Origin of the sequence: Paraburkholderia metrosideri (assembly GCF_904848625.1) — a bacterium.
Classification (GTDB): Bacteria; Pseudomonadota; Gammaproteobacteria; order Burkholderiales; family Burkholderiaceae; genus Paraburkholderia; species Paraburkholderia metrosideri.
The window spans coordinates 216,691-239,409 of sequence record NZ_CAJHCP010000002.1 but is presented as its reverse complement, the minus strand read 5'-3'; the positions used below and the strand labels follow the sequence as shown (position 1 = coordinate 239,409).

General features: G+C 54.1%; 14 protein-coding genes and 3 pseudogenes. 5 read left to right on the top strand and 12 right to left on the bottom strand.

Annotated features, from left to right (window positions below; translation table 11 throughout):
• Positions 1–23 precede the first annotated feature (23 nt).
• Positions 24–1,691 (bottom strand): Na/Pi cotransporter family protein, encoded by a 1,668-nt coding sequence (locus LMG28727_RS03980; protein ID WP_201641008.1) that lies wholly within the window; start codon positions 1,689–1,691, stop codon positions 24–26.
• A 110-nt stretch (positions 1,692–1,801) separates the two neighbouring features.
• Positions 1,802–2,428 carry a DUF47 domain-containing protein gene (locus tag LMG28727_RS03975; RefSeq protein ID WP_201641007.1) on the bottom strand — a complete coding sequence of 209 codons (627 nt, stop codon included), beginning with the start codon at positions 2,426–2,428 and terminating at the stop codon, positions 1,802–1,804.
• A 124-nt stretch (positions 2,429–2,552) separates the two neighbouring features.
• Here LMG28727_RS03975 and LMG28727_RS33995 point away from each other — a divergent pair.
• Positions 2,553–2,674: pseudogene (locus LMG28727_RS33995) on the top strand (oxidoreductase); the annotation flags it as partial.
• A gap of 148 nt (positions 2,675–2,822) precedes the next feature.
• On the top strand, positions 2,823–4,286 hold the full coding sequence (gene zwf, locus LMG28727_RS03970) for a glucose-6-phosphate dehydrogenase (protein ID WP_201641006.1): 1,464 nt from the start codon (positions 2,823–2,825) through the stop codon (positions 4,284–4,286).
• Positions 4,287–4,329: 43 nt separating this feature from the next.
• On the opposite strand, the gene LMG28727_RS03965 is transcribed toward zwf, so the two are convergent.
• From LMG28727_RS03965 to LMG28727_RS03925, 9 genes are all read right to left on the bottom strand, one after another.
• Positions 4,330–5,121, bottom strand: a complete 792-nt coding sequence (locus tag LMG28727_RS03965; protein WP_201641005.1) for an SDR family NAD(P)-dependent oxidoreductase — start codon at positions 5,119–5,121, stop codon at positions 4,330–4,332.
• Positions 5,122–6,430: 1,309 nt separating this feature from the next.
• Complete coding sequence (locus tag LMG28727_RS03960; RefSeq protein WP_201641004.1) at positions 6,431–8,251, bottom strand: TnsD family Tn7-like transposition protein; 1,821 nt, start codon at positions 8,249–8,251, stop codon at positions 6,431–6,433.
• A 163-nt stretch (positions 8,252–8,414) separates the two neighbouring features.
• Positions 8,415–9,920 (bottom strand): TniQ family protein, encoded by a 1,506-nt coding sequence (locus LMG28727_RS03955; protein WP_201641003.1) that lies wholly within the window; start codon positions 9,918–9,920, stop codon positions 8,415–8,417.
• A gap of 75 nt (positions 9,921–9,995) precedes the next feature.
• Complete coding sequence (locus tag LMG28727_RS03950) at positions 9,996–11,543, bottom strand: ATP-binding protein (protein WP_201641002.1); 1,548 nt, start codon at positions 11,541–11,543, stop codon at positions 9,996–9,998.
• 9 nt (positions 11,544–11,552) lie between these two features.
• Positions 11,553–13,985: an integrase gene (locus LMG28727_RS03945; protein WP_236591595.1), complete on the bottom strand. Its 2,433-nt coding sequence runs from the start codon at positions 13,983–13,985 to the stop codon at positions 11,553–11,555.
• Between the two features lie 35 nt (positions 13,986–14,020).
• Complete coding sequence (locus tag LMG28727_RS03940) at positions 14,021–14,842, bottom strand: TnsA endonuclease C-terminal domain-containing protein (RefSeq protein ID WP_201641000.1); 822 nt, start codon at positions 14,840–14,842, stop codon at positions 14,021–14,023.
• Between the two features lie 179 nt (positions 14,843–15,021).
• Positions 15,022–15,678 (bottom strand): ParB/RepB/Spo0J family partition protein, encoded by a 657-nt coding sequence (locus LMG28727_RS03935; RefSeq protein WP_201640999.1) that lies wholly within the window; start codon positions 15,676–15,678, stop codon positions 15,022–15,024.
• A gap of 393 nt (positions 15,679–16,071) precedes the next feature.
• A complete protein-coding gene (locus tag LMG28727_RS03930) occupies positions 16,072–16,836 on the bottom strand; it encodes a hypothetical protein (protein ID WP_201640998.1) in 765 nt (254 codons plus the stop codon).
• A gap of 745 nt (positions 16,837–17,581) precedes the next feature.
• On the bottom strand, positions 17,582–17,950 hold the full coding sequence (locus LMG28727_RS03925; RefSeq protein ID WP_201640997.1) for an integrase catalytic domain-containing protein: 369 nt from the start codon (positions 17,948–17,950) through the stop codon (positions 17,582–17,584).
• Between the two features lie 866 nt (positions 17,951–18,816).
• Between LMG28727_RS03925 and LMG28727_RS03920 the strand changes: the two are divergent.
• From LMG28727_RS03920 to tnpC, 3 genes and pseudogenes are all read left to right on the top strand, one after another.
• Positions 18,817–19,379, top strand: a pseudogene (locus LMG28727_RS03920) (transposase).
• A complete protein-coding gene (gene tnpB / locus LMG28727_RS03915; protein ID WP_011876043.1) occupies positions 19,355–19,711 on the top strand; it encodes an IS66 family insertion sequence element accessory protein TnpB in 357 nt (118 codons plus the stop codon). The pseudogene LMG28727_RS03920 and the gene tnpB overlap by 25 nt, the downstream one beginning before the upstream one ends.
• Positions 19,712–19,741: 30 nt before the next feature.
• Positions 19,742–21,322 (top strand): annotated as a pseudogene (tnpC, locus tag LMG28727_RS03910) (IS66 family transposase).
• Between the two features lie 198 nt (positions 21,323–21,520).
• Here the strand turns inward: tnpC and LMG28727_RS03905 are convergent.
• Positions 21,521–22,465 carry a trypco2 family protein gene (locus LMG28727_RS03905; protein WP_201640996.1) on the bottom strand — a complete coding sequence of 315 codons (945 nt, stop codon included), beginning with the start codon at positions 22,463–22,465 and terminating at the stop codon, positions 21,521–21,523.
• Positions 22,466–22,719: the final 254 nt, after the last annotated feature.

The following is a 22,719-nucleotide window of genomic DNA, read 5'->3' as shown; positions in this document are numbered from 1 at the left end:
GGATACGGACGTCGCGGCGCAGCTTACTCCTTCACATGCAGCGAATCGAGCGAACGTCTGCGCAACTGGGTGTCGTGCAACGCGCCCGCTGCTTCGAGCACCGGATAAGCCGTCGAGCAAAAGAGCGAGTTCAGTCTCTTCATATTGCCGATCAGGTCGAGATGCAACGCGCTGGTTTCGATCGTGCGCGAACTTTGACCGGCAAGTCGCTCGAGGTGCTTGTGCGAATAGGCTCGCTCCAGATCGCGAAAGCGCTCCTTCTCTGCGAGCAGTTGTTCAGCGCAGCGCAAATCGCTGTTCAGGAACACCGAGAGTCCAAGTCGAAGATTGCTGACGAGCCTTGCATGCAGATCATCGAGCTCGCCCAGTCCCTGGTCGGAGAAAGCAAGACGCTGCGAAATCTTTTTCTCCTCGATGTCGCTGACAATGCGTTCAATGATGTCGCCCGCATGCTCAAGATTGATTGTCAGCGAAATGATGTCGGTCCAGCGACGACTCTCTGCTTCGTCGAGTTGTTCGCGTGAGATGAGCGTCAGATAACTCTTTACTTCTCCGTAGAGCTGATCGACGTCGTCGTCCATGCGCATCGTTGCCCGGGCTACGGCCAGATCGTTGCGCCGCAGAAGCTCCGACACGTTATCCAGCATCACGCGCACGATATCTCCGATACGTAGCACCTCGCGTGATGCATTGGCGAGTGCCAGGCCGGGCGTCGTGAGCCCCGCCGGGTCCAGATACATCGGTCGCAGTTCGCCACCGGGCACAGGCCGGTCGGGAAGCAGTCGCCGGCAGATGGCCGCCACGCGACTGACGAGCGTCAGACACGCGCAACAGCGCACGGTGTTGTAGATCACGTGAAATCCGACCACCGCTTCACGCGGATTGGCGATGATTGCAGGAATCCCGCGGGCTAGAAGCGTGATCAACGGGAGGATGATCAGCGCGCCGCCGACCTTGAACGCAAAGCTTCCGACCGATAATCGCCGTGCAGCGGCGTTCTGCGGCAGTGCGCTGATCAGCGCAAGCATCCCGCTGCCGAGATTGGCGCCTACTACGAGACAGAGCGCGACTTTCAGCGAGATCACGCCGGAAGATGCGAGCGTCGCCGTCAGGAGCACCGCAGCGAGACTCGAATACGACAACATCGCGAAGGCGGCGCCCACCAGCGCGTCGAGCATCGTGTCGCCGGTGAGTGCGCCGAACATGACACGTACGCCCGTACCTTGCATCATCGGCTGGGCTGCCTCGACGATCAGGTGCAGGGCAAGCAGAATGAGGCCGAGCCCGATAATCGTGCGGCCCGCCTGGCCCGCCCGGGTTTGCTTGCGGGTCAGAAAGAGAGGGACGCCAATGAGAAACATCAGCGGCGATAGCCAGGAGAGATCGAGCGTCAGCACACGTGCCATGAGCGCCGTGCCGACGTCCGCGCCGAGCATCACCGTCAGACCGCCTGCGAGCGAAACCAGCCCTTGCGCGGCAAACGACGTGATGATCACAGCCGTAGCATTACTGCTCTGCACGAGACTCGTCACGCCGATGCCGGCGAGAAACGCGCGCAACGTGCTTCCGGTGCTGCGCCCGAGGATTGCGCGGAGATCCGCGCCCAGTACCCGGAGGATACCGGTACGTACAATGTGCGAGCCCCAGACAAGAAGGGCCACGCTCGACAGCAGATTAAGAAGAATCAGCACGGCAGATCGGCTTCCCCAGCAGACGCGAATATGTCCTCACAACGTCCGCAAACGGACGGCGAAATGTGACAGTAGTGTTACACAACTCGCCGACGTTTCAAGAATATGTCTCAGGCGTTTTCCAGCACGATGCCTTCAATGATCTTGGAAACGACCTCACATTTATCGGTGATCGTCTCCAGCAGTTCATAGACAGTCTTCAGCTTGATCAGCGTCTTGACGTTTTCCTCCTCCCGGAACAGGCGCGAGATCGCCGTGCGAAGCAGTCGGTCCGCGTCAGATTCGAGGCGATCGATCTCCTGGCAGCACTGCCGGATCTGGTCGGCCTGCTTCATGTCCGACAGCATCTGCACGGCTTGCTGGACCTGTAATGCGGTCTGCGTGCTGATACGCGCGAATTCGATCGCATCGTCCGGTAGTGCTTTGACGTCGTACAGGGTGATGGTGTTGGCGATGTCCTCGACCACGTCGATGATGTCGTCCATCCCGTTCATCAGCTTCTGAATGTCATCCCGATCAATGGGTGTAATGAACGTCTTGTGCAGCAGGTCGTTGCAGTCGTCCGTCAGCTTGTCGGCCGATTTCTCGGCGACCTTGATGTTGCCGCGATGGCGCTCGGCTTCGTCGAGATCTTCGATCAATTTTTCGAGTTCACGGCTGCCGTCGACGATGTAACGGGCGTGGGCATTGAAAATCTCGAAGAAGTTGCCCTCACGGGGCATGAAGCGACCGAACATATGCGGATCACCCGTCAGCGACGGCGCGCGTATCGCCCCGTCATGAAAAGTTCACATTCTAACGATTGACCGGAGTGAGACAAAAAAGACGGACTTCACGGCGGCCGCGAAGCGAATGCTTTGACAGAACGCAGTCGCGGGCGTGATGGATTGACAGGGCGGCGCGCGGGCATGTTCTCGCGATCTGACATCACCAGGATTTCACTGGCCTATCCGCAGGAGTGTCCTGAAGTTGCCCGTGCAGAGCACTTCGGGTCGCGCCGCGCAACGCGCCCGCCGAGGCGGGAAAACATCCAGGACGTCGCCCGCAGGAGGCCCGGCGCTTCCCCTTCGCTGCATTGCGACGGTCCGCCGTTGCGTGATACCGTGACCATGTCCAGGGAGGATTCGCGTGATGGCCAAGGTCTCAGCTGGGGTAGGTCCGAAATTCCCTCAAGTCGTGGTCCTGTTCGGTGCCACCGGCGATCTCGCGCGGCGTAAGTTGCTGCCGGGCTTGTTCCATCTGTCGAACGCGGGATTCATTCCGGGCTGCAGGATCATTGCCGTCGCGCTCGAAGACATTCACGTCGACGACTTTCGTCGCACGGCACGCGGCGCGCTTGACGAGTTTTCCTCGCGCAAGCTCGCTCAGCCCGAATGGGACAAGTTCGCGGCCAACCTCGACTACGTGCCACTGACGGCTGGCGCCGACGCACTGAAGGATGCAGTACTGAACGCCGAGAAAAGCTTCGATGGCGAGTGCCGACGCTTGCATTATCTGAGCGTTCCGCCCAATGCCGCGTTGTCCGCCGTCGCGATGCTCAAGGAAGCGGCTCTCGTAGAACGCTCGCGAATCATCATGGAAAAGCCATTCGGCACCGATCTGGCGAGCTCTGTTTCGCTGAATGCCCGCTTGCATGAGGTCTTTGAGGAGGAGCAGATTTTCCGGATCGATCACTTCCTCGGTAAAGAGCCCGCGCAGAATATTCTCGCTTTCCGTTTTGCGAACGGCTTGTTCGAGCCCATCTGGAATCGCAACTTTATCGACCACGTGCAGATCGACGTGCCGGAAACACTGGGCCTCGGCAAACGCGCAGGGTTCTACGAGCAAACGGGCGCGTTTCGCGACATGGTCGTCACGCACCTGTTCCAGATTCTCGCGTTCATGGCGATGGAGCCACCCACGTCGCTGGAACCGTCGCCGATCAGTGAGGAAAAGAACAAGGTCTTCCGCAGCATGCTGCCGATCGAGCCGACCGATGTCGTGCGTGGCCAATACACCGGCTATCGAGCCGAGGAAGGGGTGAGTCCCGAATCGGAAACGGAAACCTTCATCGCGTTGAAATGCTCGATCGACAACTGGCGCTGGGCCGGCGTCCCGTTTTATCTGCGCACCGGCAAGCGTCTGGCCGAAGGGCAGCGCATTATTTCCATCGCGTTTCGCGAGCCGCCCAAGAGCATGTTTCCAGCGGGCTCCGGCGTGGGTTCGCAAGGCCCGGATCACCTCACGTTCGATCTGGCGGACGCGTCGAAAATGTCATTGTCGTTTTATGGCAAACGCCCCGGCCCGGGCATGCGGCTCGACAAGCTGAGCCTGCAATTCGCGATGCGCGACACGGGGCTGATCGGCGATGTACTGGAGGCCTATGAGCGCCTGATTCTCGACGCAATGCGCGGCGACCGCACGCTGTTCACAACGGCCGAAGGCATTGAACGGCTCTGGCAGGTCTCCACCGGCCTGCTCGAAGCGCCGCCACCCGTGCGCTTTTACCAGCCCGGTTCGTGGGGGCCGAATGCGATCCATCAGCTCGTTGCGCCCCGTGCATGGCGACTTCCGTTCGAGCGAGCGTGGCGCGATCCGAATGCCCTTGGAAGTTAACCCTTTTGCATGCCCGGACTGATTAGCCCGAGCATCTCGAAGCTTAAACCGTTCGCAACATCCCGCCGTCGACGAAATAGGTCGATCCAACGCTATAGCTTGCACGGTCCGAACAGAGAAACACGATGAAGTCTGCCAGCTCCGCAGGCGTCGCGAAGCGGCGGATTGGCGCGAACTCATCAGCCACCTTTTGCAGATGCCCTTCCCAATCCCCGCCCGTGCCCTGTGTAAGCTCTTTTGCGGTCTTGATCCAGTCGGGTGTAAGGACAAGGCCCGGATTAATCGTGTTCACGCGGATATTATCTTTGACCACCTCGTTCGCGAGATTTTTTGAAAACATCATCAGCGCGGCTTTGGTCACGTTGTAAATGGGCTCGTAACCCAGTGGCTGCGCCGCGCAGATCGACGCGTTATGAAGGATCGCGCCGCCGCCTCGTTGCTTCATCGATGGCACTAGCCCCCTTGCGAGTCGAACGGCTGCCATCACGTGCAACTCCCAATAGGCCTGCCATTTCTCGTCGGGCGCTTCCATGATCGTCTCGTTGCTGCCGGTTCCTGCGTTGTTGAACAGGATGTCTGCGCCGCCGAACTCCTGGATAGCCGCATTGACCAACGCGTCGACGCCTTCTGTCGTGCCCACATCGCACGCAACCGGCACGACGCGTACGCCGCAACGCGCGGCAATGTCTGCCGCCACCTGTTCGAGCCGTTCGCGTTGCCGGGCAGCCAGAACCAGATTCACGCCTTCGGCTGCGAACCCTTCCGCAACCGCCAACCCAATGCCGACACTTGCGCCCGTCAGCACCGCAACTTTCCCGCGCAGTTTCAAATCCATGATTCGTCTCCGTTCCATGTTGTGTAGCGTGCAGTATCGATTGACGACCAGGTCTCGGGGAGCCTGAGGCCGCATTGATCATCCTAGGCGACGGCTCAAACTTTGAGGCGCCTGGCGGCCTTTGCCCGATACCAGCCCACTGCCATCGCGGTCGCGGTCGCGGTCGCGGAGGATTTTTTTAATCGTTATGGCGCGTGTCGCATCCGCAAGCGCGCGGTAACCTGCGGTGCGCGTCCTTCGAATGCGCTCGAGGCGTAGTCGATGGTCTGATCGCTCTCAGGCGTCGGGAACTGTATTTTCTGCTGGGGCAATGCTGCGGCGATGCTTGCCGCACGCATCCGCTCATGTCGTCGCCGAGCGCGCCGGCGTGGTAGACCCCGCCATGCCCTTCAATGATGACCAAGGCAGGCATCATTGCCGCTCACATCCAGTGGCTTCGGCATGCCCATTATCGGCTGCTCGCAGAGGGCGAATCAGTGGGCGATCTATCGCAAAGCGCCGCAGTACCCGCTCGCACACTTCTGACTGAGTTCCCACCCGATTGCAAAAGCCGCGATACGAGAACAAGTTCGTTCTTTGCGATCGTGACCAGCTTTGTGTGCTGGCAGCTCGCGCCCACGCAGCGCGCACTGCAGGCCAATCACCGCCTGAAAATCGTGTGTCGCATAACGAAAAAATTTGTGATGCCGCAGATTTTGTTGTCTTTGACCAGCCCTTCCCCGCTCCCCGCACACTTTGTTGTCTGCCGATAAATCCTACGGACGTTCACTAAAGTCTGCGGGAAAAAAGGGCTCCAAGGCCCGCGCTTACGTTGCAGCATTAACTTGCAACGGATGAACAAAGTCTGCGGGATCAGATCGTGTTGCCCCGCCAGCATGGATTCCACGGACGCAAAGTGTGCGGGAAGGCGGCCTGATGGGAGTCACACGAGCATCGATTAAAAGGGCTGAGACAGCTGAATGCTGCGTCGCACCAGCGCATTGCTGCACTAAGGTTACGCCGGCGGACGCGCCATTAGCGCCCCGAATGAGTCCTATCGGGACGACCTTCGAGTCCAACCTCACCCCTTGTTACGAGGATGGTGTCATCCGCAACATCGTTCGCCCGAAGTAGACTTTTAGACAAATCGTCAGATACATCGCAGAGCACGAATTGATAGTAATTTTCTATTTAACTAGCTGCTCTTCAGACTTTCTTTAGTCGTTCGAAAACATGGGCAATGCAAAGGTCAATATTTAATTTGTGGGTGATACCACCTTTCGAACCCAGATGACGCTCCTTTTTGAAAGTTTGCGTCAATACACCCGCACTACCGACTGTCACTGTCGGATAGTGAATTCAACCCTAGGATCTGGCGACGCTGCTCTCTAGTGAAACTACGCAGCCGCAATCCCGCCCGCCGTAACGCTTCATCTAATGTGCCCATTTGTTGCTCGGACGCCCGAGTACCGAGCCAAGAAATGACCCGCTCGTGGTAGGCGGAGTGAGATTCAACTAGATTTTCCAGACAGGCAGCGAAAGGCTGGTTTCGACGCGCCCCTCCACGGAAGCCAGCCTTTTCGAGAATAGCCACTTTACTGCCCCGAACAGGAGGCTCCATCAACATGATTTTCATGTATGCCTCCCGGATCTGATCCGTAGTTGGTTCGTTGTTCCTGTACGAACTCTGCGGTCGCCACGACCGATGTGCTCGATTGAAAGCGATGAACCAACCCGGATCATTTTCTTTTAACGTCTTGTACAGCCCCGGTTGATACTCCGAAGCTGTTGTAATGCGAGTCTCCGATGAGATAGTTCTCACCAATGCGCGCCAATCCGCGCGCAGCTTATTGACTTCTTTCTGGGACAATTTTTTCGTACAAGCTCCTTCCTCTTTAATTCTCCACGATAAAGCTGTTGCCCTGGTTATATTTAGCTCTTGTGCTGCCCGACGAAGAGTCTTCCCTTCATCAAGCAGCGCATAAAAGCGCTGCTGATAGCGAGATCCGTATGCTAAAGGAATAAATTTTTCACCTTCGCTTTTCGTCAGGCCTGGTGATCTATATGAAACACCGCACGTACAAACAAGCTTGAACCATCCCGATTTTCTCAACGATCCAGAAAACTCAATTACGTCAGAATCTCGATGTAACGCACCCTTGCACAAGTTGCTTTCAAAATTAGATTCGCCCAATTCGAATTCTTTCGAAACAACTGTCGATTTGCCTCGATCTTTTGGTAGATACGACCCTGAAAATGAAACACAATGCTCAAGAAAACACTCCGCTGCGATGAAGAAAAAAGGGTGAATAAGTTCACGATGGATTGCACGATCCGACAAACCAGCTATCCAATTTGCGACCCTCGATGCATTCATCCCCGTCATAGAGCAATATTGCGCACCATAATAGTCAAGCCAAGCCGATATAAAAGCACTTTGCCTCACTGTCGAATTGGCCCGAGTAAATCCAGAATCCCGAAGAAGATCGCGAAACCTCTGTGACGAACTATATGCTTTTCCCTTTTCTCTCAGCCTAACGCTCGCTCGAGAAACGTCTTCTATTGCCGATTTCTCAGGAGGAAACTCATTATCAAAAATAGTCTTGTCAGTTTTTCGAATTGATTTATTAAGTTTAAAACACTCAGTTTCGCCAAGAAAACTCTGATCAACCGTCTTCAGAAGAGTAGAGTGCTTTGCACAACAGTACACTCCGGTCAATTGATGGTCAATCTTCCAGTAGAATGGCTGCCCATTATCTCTCCACTCTTCAATACATTCTGAACAGTATCGCAGAGTTTTCCTGCGTTCACCATTAGATCCGCCAAATGCTAACGGTAAGCCGCCCCTAGAGGGGCTCCGAAGCATTTTTTTCATTAGTTTTTCACGTGTTGGCTGAGAACACATTGTCGTCAAGTATTGAAATTCCGTAAAATTCTTGACGATTTCTTCGCCTGTCAAATTCCAATAGTCACGGGTTTGTTGCGCCAGGCGCTCTATTGCGCTCGGAAGGCGAGTATTGACCACGCAGGCATACCCAAATAATGACTTCCTCAACTGATCAGTGGATCTAAGCCCCATCAACTCCGCATATCGTCCAAAATTGCTTTCAAGTGACTCTCCCTCCATTAATGGAAGCAGCGCGATAGCCATAGCAGCATTCCTCCCTAACTTCACTTAGAACGTTGCCTACCAAGTTAATCACGCCACGTGTGTTCGCGACGTGAGCTTACTCCCGACGTTCTCAGACAATCCACATATGCGCACGCAAGTTCAAGAACTAACGAAAACCTTGAATCTAAAACCAAGATCACGCTTAGTGTGTGTCTACCTCTACACGGTGCAATACACGCGAGGGTCGCGTCCGGTTAGATTTATTGAATTCCCTAATCCAATTTCTGTCGTACCGGTAAAGTGTCCTATATAGCTTCGGGTCAAGCCGATAGGACGATGTAATACGCTTGTCGGGTCGAGCCTTCTCAACGATGGAACGCCAGCGGTCACGCATGCTCTGAACCATATCTGGATGGATTCCCTCATAGGCGTAAAAACCGATAAAATGCGCCCACCGCAAGAACTTTGGATTTATGGAAGGAAATCCTCCAGAAAAATTGACCAAGCCGAAATTATCGGCAAAGCGCATCGATATAAGATTTTGATAACGCGCCCCATAACTCTCCACTATCCTAGTGCTTTCAGCATCGCCCAAGGGCTCTGAAGCTTTGTAGATGACTCCGCACGAGCAAACGAGCTTCCATTCCTGATGATTACCTGCACATTTTGTCCACGAATCGTTCGTTCGATGAATAATTCCTCTGCATAACTGCGCAATTTTTCCTTGACATGAAAAATCTGCCATATCTTCTGGTGATACCGAATTGATGTGCACATTTTGAGCATGAATCGCTGGAACAAACGAACCGGGCGCCATACAGCGCCGATTTAGCAGCGATTCAGTGGAGATGAGCAGAAAGGGATGAGATGGTTCTCCGCTCCTTCGTTGATCCAGGAAATTGCACAGCCAAGTGGACAGTTTTAGCGGACTTAATCCACCCAGTTGACAATACTCCGGGCCGAAATGCTCCAAGACACAAGTTCTAAACGCACGGACGTCCACCCCACCCGTCGGCCACATCAACCCCGCCGCCTGAAGCAACTCACGGTACTTTGCTGGCGAAAGAAAACTGCCTTCGGCCATCCTGTACCGCGCACTAAGTTTTGCAACATCCCCGATTGCTTCCCTTACGCATGATTGAGTTCCTGCTACGATTTCTTCATCGTCCTCCTGCTTCAATGCCGTGACTGTTGGATCCGTGACATTTTGAGGAAAACTCCTTTTCGCCAACTTCAGTAGGCACAAATGGATGGGGCACATGTACACACCCGGAAGTTGGTGATCGACTAGCCAATGTGGGGGGATCCCACTCTCCCTCCATTGCATTAGACACTCTTCACAATACCGAAACTTCGCCACGCGCTCGCCGTTCCAGCCGCTGACGCTTCTCCGCAGACATCTGCTGACAGGCAACGTAAGCATATTTGCGAACATTGAATCTCTCTGTTTCTCGAGAACACATGCGGTTGCATAGTAAAACTCTGTACTTCGCCTGACTATTTCTTTTGCATCTAGGTTCCAGTAGTCTCTGGCTTGGTCAGAAAGATGATTTATTCCGCTCGGAAGCCTTGTTTCGGGCTTGCACGGATAACCAAAGAGGCGACGCCTCAGCAGCAACGTAGTGCCAGCTCCAGTGAACTCAGCATATCGTCCGATATTGCTGCCGATCGTTTCTCCATCCAAAAGAGGAAACAGCGCAATGGCCATAGCAAATCTCTCAGCTGTCAAGGTTTGGAGTCGAATGCAGTCAAAACGAGATTCGCTTGGTGACCCTAGGAACTCTTACTCGCAGACCAGCGGTTCCCCAACAGCTCCCTTCAGCGAATCTGCGGGAGCCTTCTTCTGGTAGAACCGTCGTGCTGCTTCATTACTTAGGTCCTGAGATGATGCCCTCGGGTATTCCTTTTGCACTGCGTTCACAAGCGACGACGCCAAATCCTCTGGTACTCCGAGGAGCAACAGTCTCGATACCGCACTGATCGCGGACTCATTCTTATCGTGCTCCATCGCCAGCTCTTGATTGCCATGCCGCCTCGCTTCGGCTTCTATCGATTCAACGATGTCGTTGAGTGTGTCGCCCAACAAATCGTCATATGCAATCATCCGCGCTTTATCCCCGGAGCGGATAGCGTTCATCATCGGCCTCAATGAAACCATCTTTTCATCGAACACATCCCCAACCAACCTTTTGGTAAGCCTCTCCGCGCCAGAGGAGATTGCTGCGTACTGTGCTAACTGGAACAGAGGCACCGCAACGCCGGGTAGCCATTGAGTCAAGAATGACAAATACTGTCGCAACTCATCAGAAAGGGGACCAGGATTAGCGAGCCACTGATACTTCTGCAACTGATTACAGAATCGGCGCCAGTCATCCTCATTCCGCATTCCGTCCCAGGTTATTACGCCTTGACTGCTGATACGTCGCGCCGATCGCAGCGTCTTCCGGAACAGCTGAGCCGCTTTTGGTGTTCCGCTGACAATGACCGGAATTTTAACCACGTTAGTCAGATTGACAAAAAAATCGAATAGTGGGTCGTTCCGCACAACCGCCTGCAGCGCGTTCTGCATTTCGTCGATCACAATAAGACCCGTCTGATGCCGCTTCGAAATACGGTGCAGCTTATTCGCGTAATCGGCCAGCGTCGCTCGCGCCCCTGTTTCCGCCGTGTAGTCAGTTCCGAGCAAGCGATCAAACTCTAGTATCAAGAGTTTGAGCGTGCCCTTCAAGCTAGCATCCTTAGGACAGTCCACCTTTACCCATACTACCTGGTTCAAACCATAATCCTCATGGTGGATCACCTTCGGCAATAGCCGGAGTGCGGACTCTAAGGCCGTTGTCTTCCCGCTGCCAGAAAGTCCAAATACGCCCGCACAATAGGCATGCGAGCGCTCGTGAGGATAGATTGGGGCAAGCTCCCCATCTTGATTCGCAAGATAACGGTCCTTGATGCCTTGCACATATTCGTCCCCGATATTCACTCCGATGTAATGCTGTCGCACAATGAGCTGTATCGTGCTAACCACGTCGAGATGTGCGGGCAGCGCCAGTACAAATCGGGATAGTCTTCCGACGGCATGCAAGCGATACTCTTCTGACCTACACCGCTCATCCTCTGAAAACGCAATAGGCACATCAAGCGCCTTCAGGATCGACCGTTTGTCCCAAACGGGACCGAGTGCAGAGATCAAGGGATTTTTTCGATATTCTGGCAATAGATCATCTCCGTTGTAGTACCGCGCCTCAACTGACTCAATGCACTGCTTAATGTGTTCAGTTTGGTTCGACTTCTTACCTGAAATTACCTTCGCAACCGCTTCGTTGATGCTCATGATGTGCTCCTATCTGTCCTGTTCCTCGAGCAACTCCCTCGCACGCTTCTCGCGTAGCTCTTTGGAGGTCATCCTGCTAATTTCGCCTGAAGGCACGTTCGTTTCATTTAAAGACTTCTCATAAACGTCTCCTTCTTCGTCATACGTTTCCTCTTGCTCTACAGGGACGCCCACGCGGGAGCCTTGCACGATCTTCTGGATGAAATTTTTGAAAGAAGCACCAGTCTTTCTGTTCCGCCTAGTTTTCTCGGCATCCTTCGATGCATATTTTTCCAACAAACCTTTACTCATCGATCGCTCGACGCTACGCATTTCATCCATATCCTTGATGTCAGGACGGGTCTTACCTGCCTCGCGCAAGGCCTTCGCCGTCTTCGATGTCGCTTCCCTCGCGATTTCCGAGATGTTGTAATCAGTCTTAGCACGCTCAGGTTCACCCGCTTCTTTAGCCATTCCGCGAGCGGTTGCATCAAGGTCTTTCCCGAGACTCTGTTCTTGGTATGTAACGCCCTGCAAGTTTCCGACGTCGTGTTCCGAAATCGGGCACGTGATCGGCTCACCCAAACCGAGTATCTGAATACTACTGTTGTCGGTAGAGTCGAATGTGATTTCAACTTTTGTCTCGGTTCCCTCCGCGCGGAACATTGCTTGACGTTCGACGAGATCAAACGTCGGACATTCATAGTGCAGATGGTTATGCAGTATTCCCTGAGCATCGATTGAAACTGTTGTTTTTGGCATAACCTTGGCCCGAAACTCGTCTACAGCAACGTGCCTTCCGCATCCGTTAATCTCCGTTCCATACTTCCAAAGATTGAGCGGCGTCGGCGCAAGCTCCCGTTCAATCATTTTTGCAGGAGTTGGATAGCCGCGAATTACGCGAGTGTTGTAGCTCAGCAATGAGTGGCAAATGACCCGCCGAAGCTGTTTCAGATCGAGCGCCGCGTGGTACGCAGGATGTGAGACTCCACGATCGAATGAGCTTTTCTCTACTATTCCTGGAACAAGCGAGTTCCAGATTGCTGGAATAATCCCAAAACGCCGCTCCATCACGCTGCGAAGATCTGGACGATAAGCAGGCGCATTCGACACGTTCACGCGGTAGTGAGAAATTAATGGGTGCGCTTTGTGAACGCTACTGACCTCCCCCTGATCCGCATATATGCCCTCGCAGAGGCGGCAAGCGGGCCACTGTTCCTCGCGAATATAAATATCTAATGACCTGCAGAATTCGACCTTCGGACTGATCGCGTTCACAAGCGCCATCATTGCCCCATCCCAACATGGTGGATCGAATGTGAGATGAAATCCGACGGCCATTCCAGAGTAATCGTCAATTACTAGATACAAAACTGGTCGACCAATAACTTTCGTTCGCAGAATCTCGCCAACCAGATAGATGTCAAGGACAGTCGCGTCGATATGAAACCGTTCTCCCGGTCCCTTCGTTGTTCGCAATTGACCTTTTAGTGGTCGCTCATGAAGTAGATATTGCTTAAGACCGACCTTATGAATACGCCGGTCCTCGTATGTAAAATTTTTCAGTATGTAATATTGCAACTGCCTGACCGTGATGACAATTCGACTACTCAACCTAAGCTCGACCATTTCCCCTTTTTCGTTGTACACGACCCTGTCCCGTAGGAAAGTCGCACGTAGCCAGTTCAACGCCTGCTCAAGTGTCTTCTGGGATCTCTTCCCCTTTCCGTACTGGAATGAGTAGTAGTAGTCTGCAGCCAATGCAATGAGCCGCCGAACCTCTTGATCACACGCGGACGCGCCGAACTTCCTACGCCGAGGATCCTTGCCCGGTCGGGATTTCCATTCCCTCTGCTGATTTCTTCTCCCACTCAGATCATAGTCATCAGCGGCGGCTGCAGGAGTTAGTCCTTGCTGACAGTAGCGACGGAACGTTCGATATACCGTATCTTCAGATATTTTTGAATGTTCGCAGTAGCGCAATATGCGTTTTCGACGAGTCTCAGGTAGAATTAATGCTTCGAATTCGTCTCCGTAATATGACGGCTCGGGCGCCTCGCCCTTTTCGTTCAAAGGCAGGTCGAAGGTCAGCAGGCCAGCGATAAGTTTCCAGCCTTTTGACTTTGTCGGGTCAAGCAATATCTCCCTATATTTATCCGATCTGTTCGACAATTCGAATGGATGTATGCTACGCCTATCTGACACGTCGGTTGGCAACTTATTCAATCGATCGAGCGCGTCTAATTTTCTATATTGCTCAGATAGGCGATCCATCAACTCATCCGTTTTCTGCTTTATGGGTAACGCCTTACGATTCCTGCTTGATTTCTTATCATGTTCAATATCGATGAGATGCGTCCAACGCGATCCCTTCCCCGTCTTAAGGACGATGTAAACGGTCTTACCAAACCGTTCTTTTAAAACGTCGCACACGGCAAGCGGTGACGGATATATGGATTTCATTAGCACGGCATTCTCCGCATTGTTTCATCAAAGCGCTAAGCATTCCTTTTCGGCCTCCAAATCTCACTAAATGACAGCTGAATAGGATCGGGAACGTTTAGACTGAACGCTAAATATTTGGCGCCGGCGAGCTGCCGAAAGGCTTGAACAGCTGTACCCGAAGCCAGTTCGAAGGTGTGATCGACGTACCGGCAAGCGTCAACCACGCGCACGTCTTTTCGCCTTCGAAAAAATCGGAGAATTTCCCGCCGAGCTATCAACTCGAAATCCGATAGCTGCCTCCCGACTGTATCGTTGTGAGCCCGGAAAATCCAAGCCAGATTTTTCGACCGATTTGCATGCATGCCGTTAGCTGTGACCAACCGGTAGATCGCTCCCTCGTTCTCCCACATCCGGCGTTCGATCAACTGCATACGTGTAAGCGTCTCACTCGCATTCGAACGTGCCGACTTAACTGAATTCGCTTCCCTTATGTACGTGCTGCCGCGTCGAACATTGAGTACTAAATCAGTGCTTAGTACCGCTGATTCGGATCGACCATCGTATCTGGGATGATCGACGTTGACGGAGAGTGCTGCACGTTGCGTTTTTTCTCTGTCGAGAGCGTACTGGTCGAAGATCGTCAAAACATCGTCGCGCCACCACGCCTCTAGGAACGCCGCATGTTCCGCGTCGGACATCAGATGCAGTTCATCCGCAGCTGCTTTCTCACATACCAATCGAGTCTTGGTTCCTGAGCCGGGCATATCCCGCGTGTGAAACCAGCGCAAATACGCGCCTGCTTTCTTCGCACGCGCCTGCTCGTTGAGCTTTCGATGAAGAGCGTGCTTCTTCATTCTCAGCGTTCTCGTCGACATAACCGACCTCCTGTCGCGGGATGCGATTGTTAATCGATGCGGGTATTCCTCTTGGCATTCGAATTGTTCGTGTTGTCATTTTAACCTCCAGCACGATCCTGTCTTCGGATTGCATCTGAGCGCGCGAGCCACGCGCTCGACGTCCCGTTCACTAAAGATATATTTCTCGCCCTGGTGGGTCAGACGATCCCCTTGGCGGCACGACCGAAAATCTCTTCAAGAGATTGCATCTTTTCCTCTCTAGTCTTTTTGGCGCGAAGCTCGGCGTTGATTTTGTTAGTCAATCCATTCTTCGCGGTCAGAAGAATAATTTCGGCCAAGCCACGCGATAGGCCGAGACTTGCGACACTCTTGCACAACTGCAGGATGTTCAGACCAAGACGTTTCTGAATCAAAAGGTCAATACCAAATTCCCCGACCAGGGAGGCAAGCTCTTTGTATTGTCCGCGCAGTGGCTCGGGCAAATATCCACCTCCGCGGCCAACTTCCAGCCAGCCCTTTCCGCCGAGCTTCTCGGGTGTTGTGTTAATGGCCGTGAATGCCTTATCCCGTTCCATATCAAGGACGATACAGTCGACATGGGTATAACCAAGCGTAAGGCACGCAGTTAAACGACGATGGCCATCGACCAGTTCGCGATCCCTAGTAATCAGTAGGGGGTAGAGAACTCCATACACCTTAATGACTTCGATCAAATACTTCAGTTTTTTTCCATCTGCGGTTCGAGCCTTCGGGTTGTATGGAGCAAACTCGATTGTCGCAATGGGGACGCTCAAAATTTTTCGATCCGCTACCTTGCAATCAAAAACAACGTGGGTCACCTTAGTAGTGCTCATTTCCCGTTCTCCTGTGTTTCTCCGACCATTCAAGAGTTCGTCTCGTTCAGCTTCGAACATTGGACCTAGTGCATCGAGCGCTGTCCTATTGCTAGCAATCCGCGTTTCGCTACCGGAGCCCGCTGGGTCGTAAGCATGCTTACATCTAAAGCGGATCCCTTCTCGCGTTGCCAGAGCCTGCGTCCTCTCGCTAGTCGACGCTCCCTTTCTCATCCGCAGTATTTTTCTTGCAACGTCAGCCTCAAGAAAACGATTGTCCTCGGGCAAAGGTGCCGGCCAACAAACTGTGGAGACTCACAATGCAACGATGTTACCGGCTTGAGGATCGGGGGACGGGTCGGCAACTCGGCCTATGGTCGTCATCCTGCTAGCTAGATGAAACGAATCTGCGCGCTATCGCCAACGACGCTCCCGCAGGACGCGGTTGACCAAAAAATCTTCGCGATGCACTGTGGTACGAATGGCGCAATCTCTCGCCTTGTAGGTGACCGCATGCTCGACACGCCGAGAGGTCGCAGCACTCCCATCGGGACAGTCCACGCCTATGCGTTGCAACGATTGAACCACTTTGATCCACCAATGAACCACCGTGAACGCGTCAACTTTTGCGTCGAGGACGTTATCGACGTGGACACGGCGAGGGATACCGATTCGATTGCGCGCGGCGAGGTAACGCATCAGACCCCGGACAACTGGCGTTGGCGAGAAAGATGCGGGATGCAGAGCAACGGCCGCGTTGTGCCTCCATGTTATATTTTCGCAATCACGTTTCGCTATCTGCGTCGTGAAGTCCTGACTCTCAGCGCTGGACTTCAAGTGGATTTCCCTCAATTTGATGCCAAGCGTTTCAATCGCGAATTTCAACGTCTTGGCGCTCTCATGCGAAAGATCAACAGCGCAGACCACGATGACTCCACGAGCAGCCAGCCTTGCTATCTGAGCGGCGGTTGAGAACAGACACTGAGAATGGTCGTCGGGTGAATCTATGGCGACAAACCGGGTTTCTGAAAAGCGGCGATCCGCCAAGACCATACGCAGACGTAAATCGAAGTTCTGCCTCCCCGTTACTTTGAGGATGTAACATTTTCGCGCTGGATCCTGATCGCACCGCATGTTTGACGATCCATGTTCCACCAGAAATCGCAAAACGCCAGACATCGCACGCTTTCGGGAGCGTGAATCGGGCCCATCTATTAGCACAACCTCGACTGGGCAGTCGAAGGCACACTCTTGACGATAAGGGCCGCGTCGACGGGCTCTGCCGTCTGCGACGGGTTCCTGCGAGGCTGCCATTGGCCAGCAAACCGGTCGTGAAGCATTCTGAGCCACAAACTCCAACCCCGTTGTCACATGTGTAAAGTCCGCTGCGGCTGATTGACATTCCCGAGCATAAACATTAGACGAAAACATATCCCTTCTCCTTCGGAGAACGGTTGACAAACGGCTCGATCAGGGTCACCATCTGTCGCGTCGAAGGACAGGGTCGGTTTGCCTGCTGAGCCGACAATAGCGGATGCTCCGTTTCCCGACGAGGCATCCGCTTTCACTTTGCGCGGACTATTCTGGCCGCGCCATTTTTTGCAGTAGATCAAGCAACAACTCTACGATTTCGAAGCCTAGTGATCTCACTGCATATAAGTTTTCGCTAACAGCCCTCCTTCAAATGTAATAAAGCTGAAATCGCTGCTTGCGAAATCCTCACTTAGAGAGGCACGCGAAGATTGAAGCGAGTCTCTAAACTTCTGTGTAGAGACGGGACGCGTCGTCGACTACGACGTTAAGCGCGACACTGGACGAATCCTGTCGCTGCCCTCTGCCACGTACCGAACGCTTCCGAGGAACGACCAAGTATCTTGAGATCGATGACCCGCGGACGCTCGTTCGCAGATTCCGTTCCTCCAAATCAGCTGGTTGATTCTTCGCTCCCCAAGCATCCACTGTTATAGGTCCAGACAATTCCGGGTAGTCCATATTTTTCAAAGGCATCAACAAGCAGAGCCGTAGCATGCTTGGTTGCCGGGTCGAAGTCTATCCGGAATGCCAGAACGCGTCGGCTCAGACAATCAATAACGGTAGTCAGGTAAAGCGCTCGCGGTGCCGCGTGAACTTGCGTTTGGCGTACCTCCCACGATCCGTTCACGGGTTCGAGCTTTGGACGCGACTTAGTGTCAAAATGGTCGCGCGCAGAAGCTTGAACAGTCGTAGAGCGATCGAAATCCGAACGCCGAGGCCGGTATCCGAACAATTCCATTGTGTGTTCATCGTTTTTCATGTCGCCTCCTGTCTTACGAGATATGGCCCGGTTGAGCACAGTCTAGGCACATCGACATGGGTCATACAAGCATGCAAATTGGTGCAGGCAGGCGAAACGATATGCGTCATTTTGCGTAGTCTGGCGCTCTCGAGACATGACCCGAGAGCGCAGACGCTATCTACGGAAGCGACCGTTGTTAACTATTTCAGCTGTTAAGCGCATGGCCTATCCCCCTTGCGGATCCGACCAATACACTCTCTCTACCTCAAGCTTTTTCGGCGCTCTTCACGCTCTTGACAAATATGCACTTTCTAATTAAACACGCGATGGAATCCCTCTCCTCAACCGTTACAACGCTTCGTCATACTAACTATATATCTGTTAGTATAATGTGATAACTGCAAGCCTAGAGTTACATGTGCAAGATTGGCGTGAGCTTAGAAAGTTAACTTTGCGTCGATCTGCTGATTTAGTTAACTTCGAGACGCAATAGCCGCTGGGATTCGATGTCGTCCCGTCGGGGCACGCTGTCGTATTCGCACCGGTTTGAGCGTCGCACCAAACAATCTCCTAATTACCAAAATTGAGCCGACCTTACTTTATACGGTTGTCTGAATTTCGCTAGATTACGGCGGCTCCGCTTCGCGCAATGACAGTCGTCCTGCACCCATAGTGACTTTTTGGCTGTATGTTTCTTTCCTTCATGCATTCCTGACCTCGTCTGACAACCACCGCTTCCTTCGGCGGCCTGCAGAGCGAATTTTGCTCAGACCGTCGCTCCCAAAATAGTGCTCATTGAGCGTAAGCGATCCATTTTCGACGTCTACCAACTGACGCTCTGAGCGAGGAGCATAGGTGTCCACCTATTTTGGAGGTGGACACCTATGACTGGCAAAGACTCAGAGTTGAAAGTAGTTCGTCAAAGCCGCGACGGGCGCCGTCGCTATGAAGAGGGAGGCAAGCGCGTACTGATCGAGGCCGCGTTGCGACCAGGCGCGTCGGTCGCCCGTTTGGCACAGGAGCAAGGGATCAACGCTAACCTGCTGCGCAATGGATCGCGAAGTATCTGATGGAGCGCGAGAAAGGCATCCCATTTGCATCGCAGGAAACGCGCGCCGACGAGCGCGATCTACTGTCATCTGCCATCGACGCAATTGCTCACGAAGACTTCCGTCGTTGCGTGGATGATGGATCGACCGATGTTGCGGGCTCACGTAAGCACCTCCTGTGCGCACCGTCTACTTCTGCATTTGTGCCGGTCGTTTCAACATCATCGGTGCCGCCGTTGCCCCTCGTGTTGACTGCAACTGCGCCGATCACCCTTTCGCTGCATGTGCGACTGTCGAATGGCGTGGAGCTTGATCTCAGTGCAGCGAGCATCGACGAACTGAGCACCGTGGTCCAGATGTTCGGGAGGATGCCGTGTTCCGGTTCGACGAAAATCTGAAGGTGTACCTGTACCGCGATCCCGTCGATTTCCGGTACGGAATGAACAGTCTGTCGATTCTCGTCGAACAGGCGATGCGCCTGAATCCCATGGATTCCTCGCTCTACGTTTTTACCAACCGGAGATGTGATCGCGTCAAGATCCTGGGCTGGCAGGACAACGGTTTCTGGCTCATGCTCAAGAGACTCGAGGCCAATGATCGCTTTGTTTGGCCTGATGACAATAGCGAGGTCGTGGCATTGACCGTCGAGCTGCTGCACTGGCTTCTCGGGGGTGCTGACATCGCTGCGCTCCAGCGTCATCCGAGGCGGCATTATGCGCGTGTGAGCTGAACATGTCGTCGGCATACTGGTCTAAGCGGTATGCCGATCAACGTGACCATCGACGCAGACGAACTCAAGATGTTCCTCGCGATGCGCGAGGAACATGACGCCCTTCAGTCAGAGCGCGACGGGTTACGCAGCGCACTGCGTCTCGTAACTGCGGAGCGCGACCTGGCTGAGGAACGACTGCGCGCTTACCGGCGCGAGCTGTTCGGCGCGAAGAGCGAAGCTCGCGCATCGGATCAGCCGGGTCTGTTCAATGAAGCCGAAGTGCTCGGCACGAACGCAACACCCGCGCAGGAAGATACTCCCGAAACCAGGATCGCCGAGCACACGCGCAAGAAGCGCGGTCATCGCAAACCGCTCGATCCCAACTTGCCGCGCGAAGTCGTTCGGCACGAACTTCCCGAATCCGAACGCTTCTGCAACCACGACGGCCATGCGCTCGTCGAGATCGGTGTCGAAACGAGCGAGCAGCTCGACGTGATCCCCGAACAGCTTCGCGTCATCCAGCACCAGCGCGTCAAGTATGCCTGCCCGTGCTGCGATCTTGGCATCAAGGTCACGCCGGCGCCGCTGCGCATCATCCCGCGTGGACTGCTCACGGAATCGGCGCTCGCGTGGGTCGCCTCCGGCAAGTATCAGTTTGGCATGCCGATCTATCGCCAGGCGGTCCTGCTGCGACGCTTCGGTGGCGACATCTCATCGAATACGCTCGCCGCGAGCATGGTACGCGTCGGTCTCGCAACGCAGCCCGTTATCAACCTGATGCGCGACGCTTTGCTCGATGCTGACGTGATCTACTGCGACGAGACGACGTTCCAGGTCTTGAAGGAAGAAGGGCGCAAGCCGCAAACGAAAAGCTATCTCTGGGCGCAAATGACCGGATCGGGAACTCCCATCCGCTGTTTCGCCTATACGGCTGGTCGCGGCGCGAAGCTGGCCGACAAACTGTTCACCGGCATTCGCAAGGGTGCGGTTCTGATGACTGACGGATACGAGCCCTACAACGGCATCGCTGAACAGTATCAGCTCGTGCATCTCGGATGCTGGGCTCACGCGAGACGGAATCTGGTCAAGGCCGAAGATAACGTGCCGAAGGCCGCACGCTCGTCCAACCTGCTCGCGACGCGCTTCATCAAACTGATCGGCAAGCTGTTCGCGGCGGAGGCGCGCAGTGAAACGTGGACCGCTGAATGACGACAGCGATTGCGGCGACGATACAGTGCACGCGTGCTCGATGCCATCGAAAAGCTGATGGTCGAACAGAGGCCCGGCGTCGTACCTCAAAGCTTACTCGGCAAGGCTCTGACCTACCTGCACGGGCAGTGGCCCAAACTGATCCGTTACGTCGAGAACGGCAACTGGCCCATATCGAACAATCCCTGCGAAAATTCCATTCGCCCGTTTGTCGTCGCACGCAAAAACTTCCTGTTTGCCGATACAGTTGCTGGCGCACATGCGAGTGCGAATCTTTATTCGCTGGTCGAGTCAGCAAAAGCCAACGGCATCGATCCGTATCGCTATCTCACCTGGCTGTTCCAGCGGTTGCCTCTGGCAACGACGGTCGACGACTACGACGCGCTGCTTCCCTGGAAGCTGCCGGCCAACCTACGCTGATCCGCGTTCCCACCACACGTCGCGCGCTCCGCCACCTGAATTGAGGGGCGTCGCTGATGGACCGCTTACCATTGAGCGTAGTCTGGGATCCGCCTCAAAATCGCGAGCCACTTACTTGTCGAGAACTGACCCTGTAACGCAGACGCCGTCGTTACGACTTCAGTTTTGCAAAATCCGGCGCATCTGATAACTCACGGTTCACTGGTGAGCCGCTTCGTTATCGAGGAGTAGCTCCGTGCTTCCGCTCATATCGAAAGTCACTTTAAGGTGTTGAGTTGCGTCATCGTTCCGTTCGCGGCTTGCACTGACGCTGACTATCAAAACATCGATCCCCAATTTTCCTTGAGCATCCTTTTGAACTTCGAAGTCGATTTCGGCTTCCAGCTTTTCCGGTTTGAGACAGGGAGTGAGCCCGTGATCAACATGGAGCAGCTGCTCACGCAACGTCCAGAGCGTTGCAGCGAGCGGATAGGCAGCGAGCGTCGTGGGCAACGCTGAAATGTCGCGATTGACGGCTTTCTGGTTTTCAGGCGCGGGTACGTCAGCCACCGTGCTTGGCCCGCGCGGACTGTCAGGTGCTGCGACGGCCAACGCTATGTAACTGTTTGTCCGCTCCGTCATTCGCTGGCTTATGAGCCTGCCGAATCTTCCCGCTGCGGACGAATCAACGTTTGTGATCGCTGTCTGTGCTTTCTTGTAAGAGTCAATCTCTTTTGTTGCTGCGTCGATGTTCGACTGTATTTCAGACGCGCTTGGTGTGTGCTGGATATCAAGGTTGAGCGTCAGCGTGTGCGTACCGACGGTTTTGTAGCTTCCAGAGAAGCCAGGACTTACGGTTACGATCTTTCCCGCTGGAATCTTAGCGCCGACCGAACCCTCGACAGTATTTGTCGACACAGCCTTGAGCGTCAGTTCCGCCTGCGTCGCAACGATATAGATGACAGGACCATTGTCGATCCCTGTGCATACACCTCCATGAACCCCTGTTGCGGAAACCGGACTGTGCTGGAATCGATTCAGTTCCATTTTGACCCGATCAATCACCACACTCATGTCAACAGACGCTGGCGGCGAAACTGGTTCTCTGGTCGAGCAACATGCTCCAAGAACGATGGGAACAACGGCATAAAGCGCGGCCTTCATGTTTCACCTCCTGTTGGGCGCGTCGGCATGCTCCGTTGCTTCCGGCATTTGGCAGCCGCGTTTTTCGGAGTTAGTCAGATTGGAGGTGACCGGTGTGAAAGTCAAATCCGCGTTTGCCCAAAATCACACAGTTACGTCTTTCCTACCCCATATTTGAAGACGGCAATTGCGATAAGTATCCTTATCGCTAGTAGTGCCGCACAGGTCTAAACTGGGCGCATGAAGAACGTCCCTGTCCCGCCACCCGAACCGGG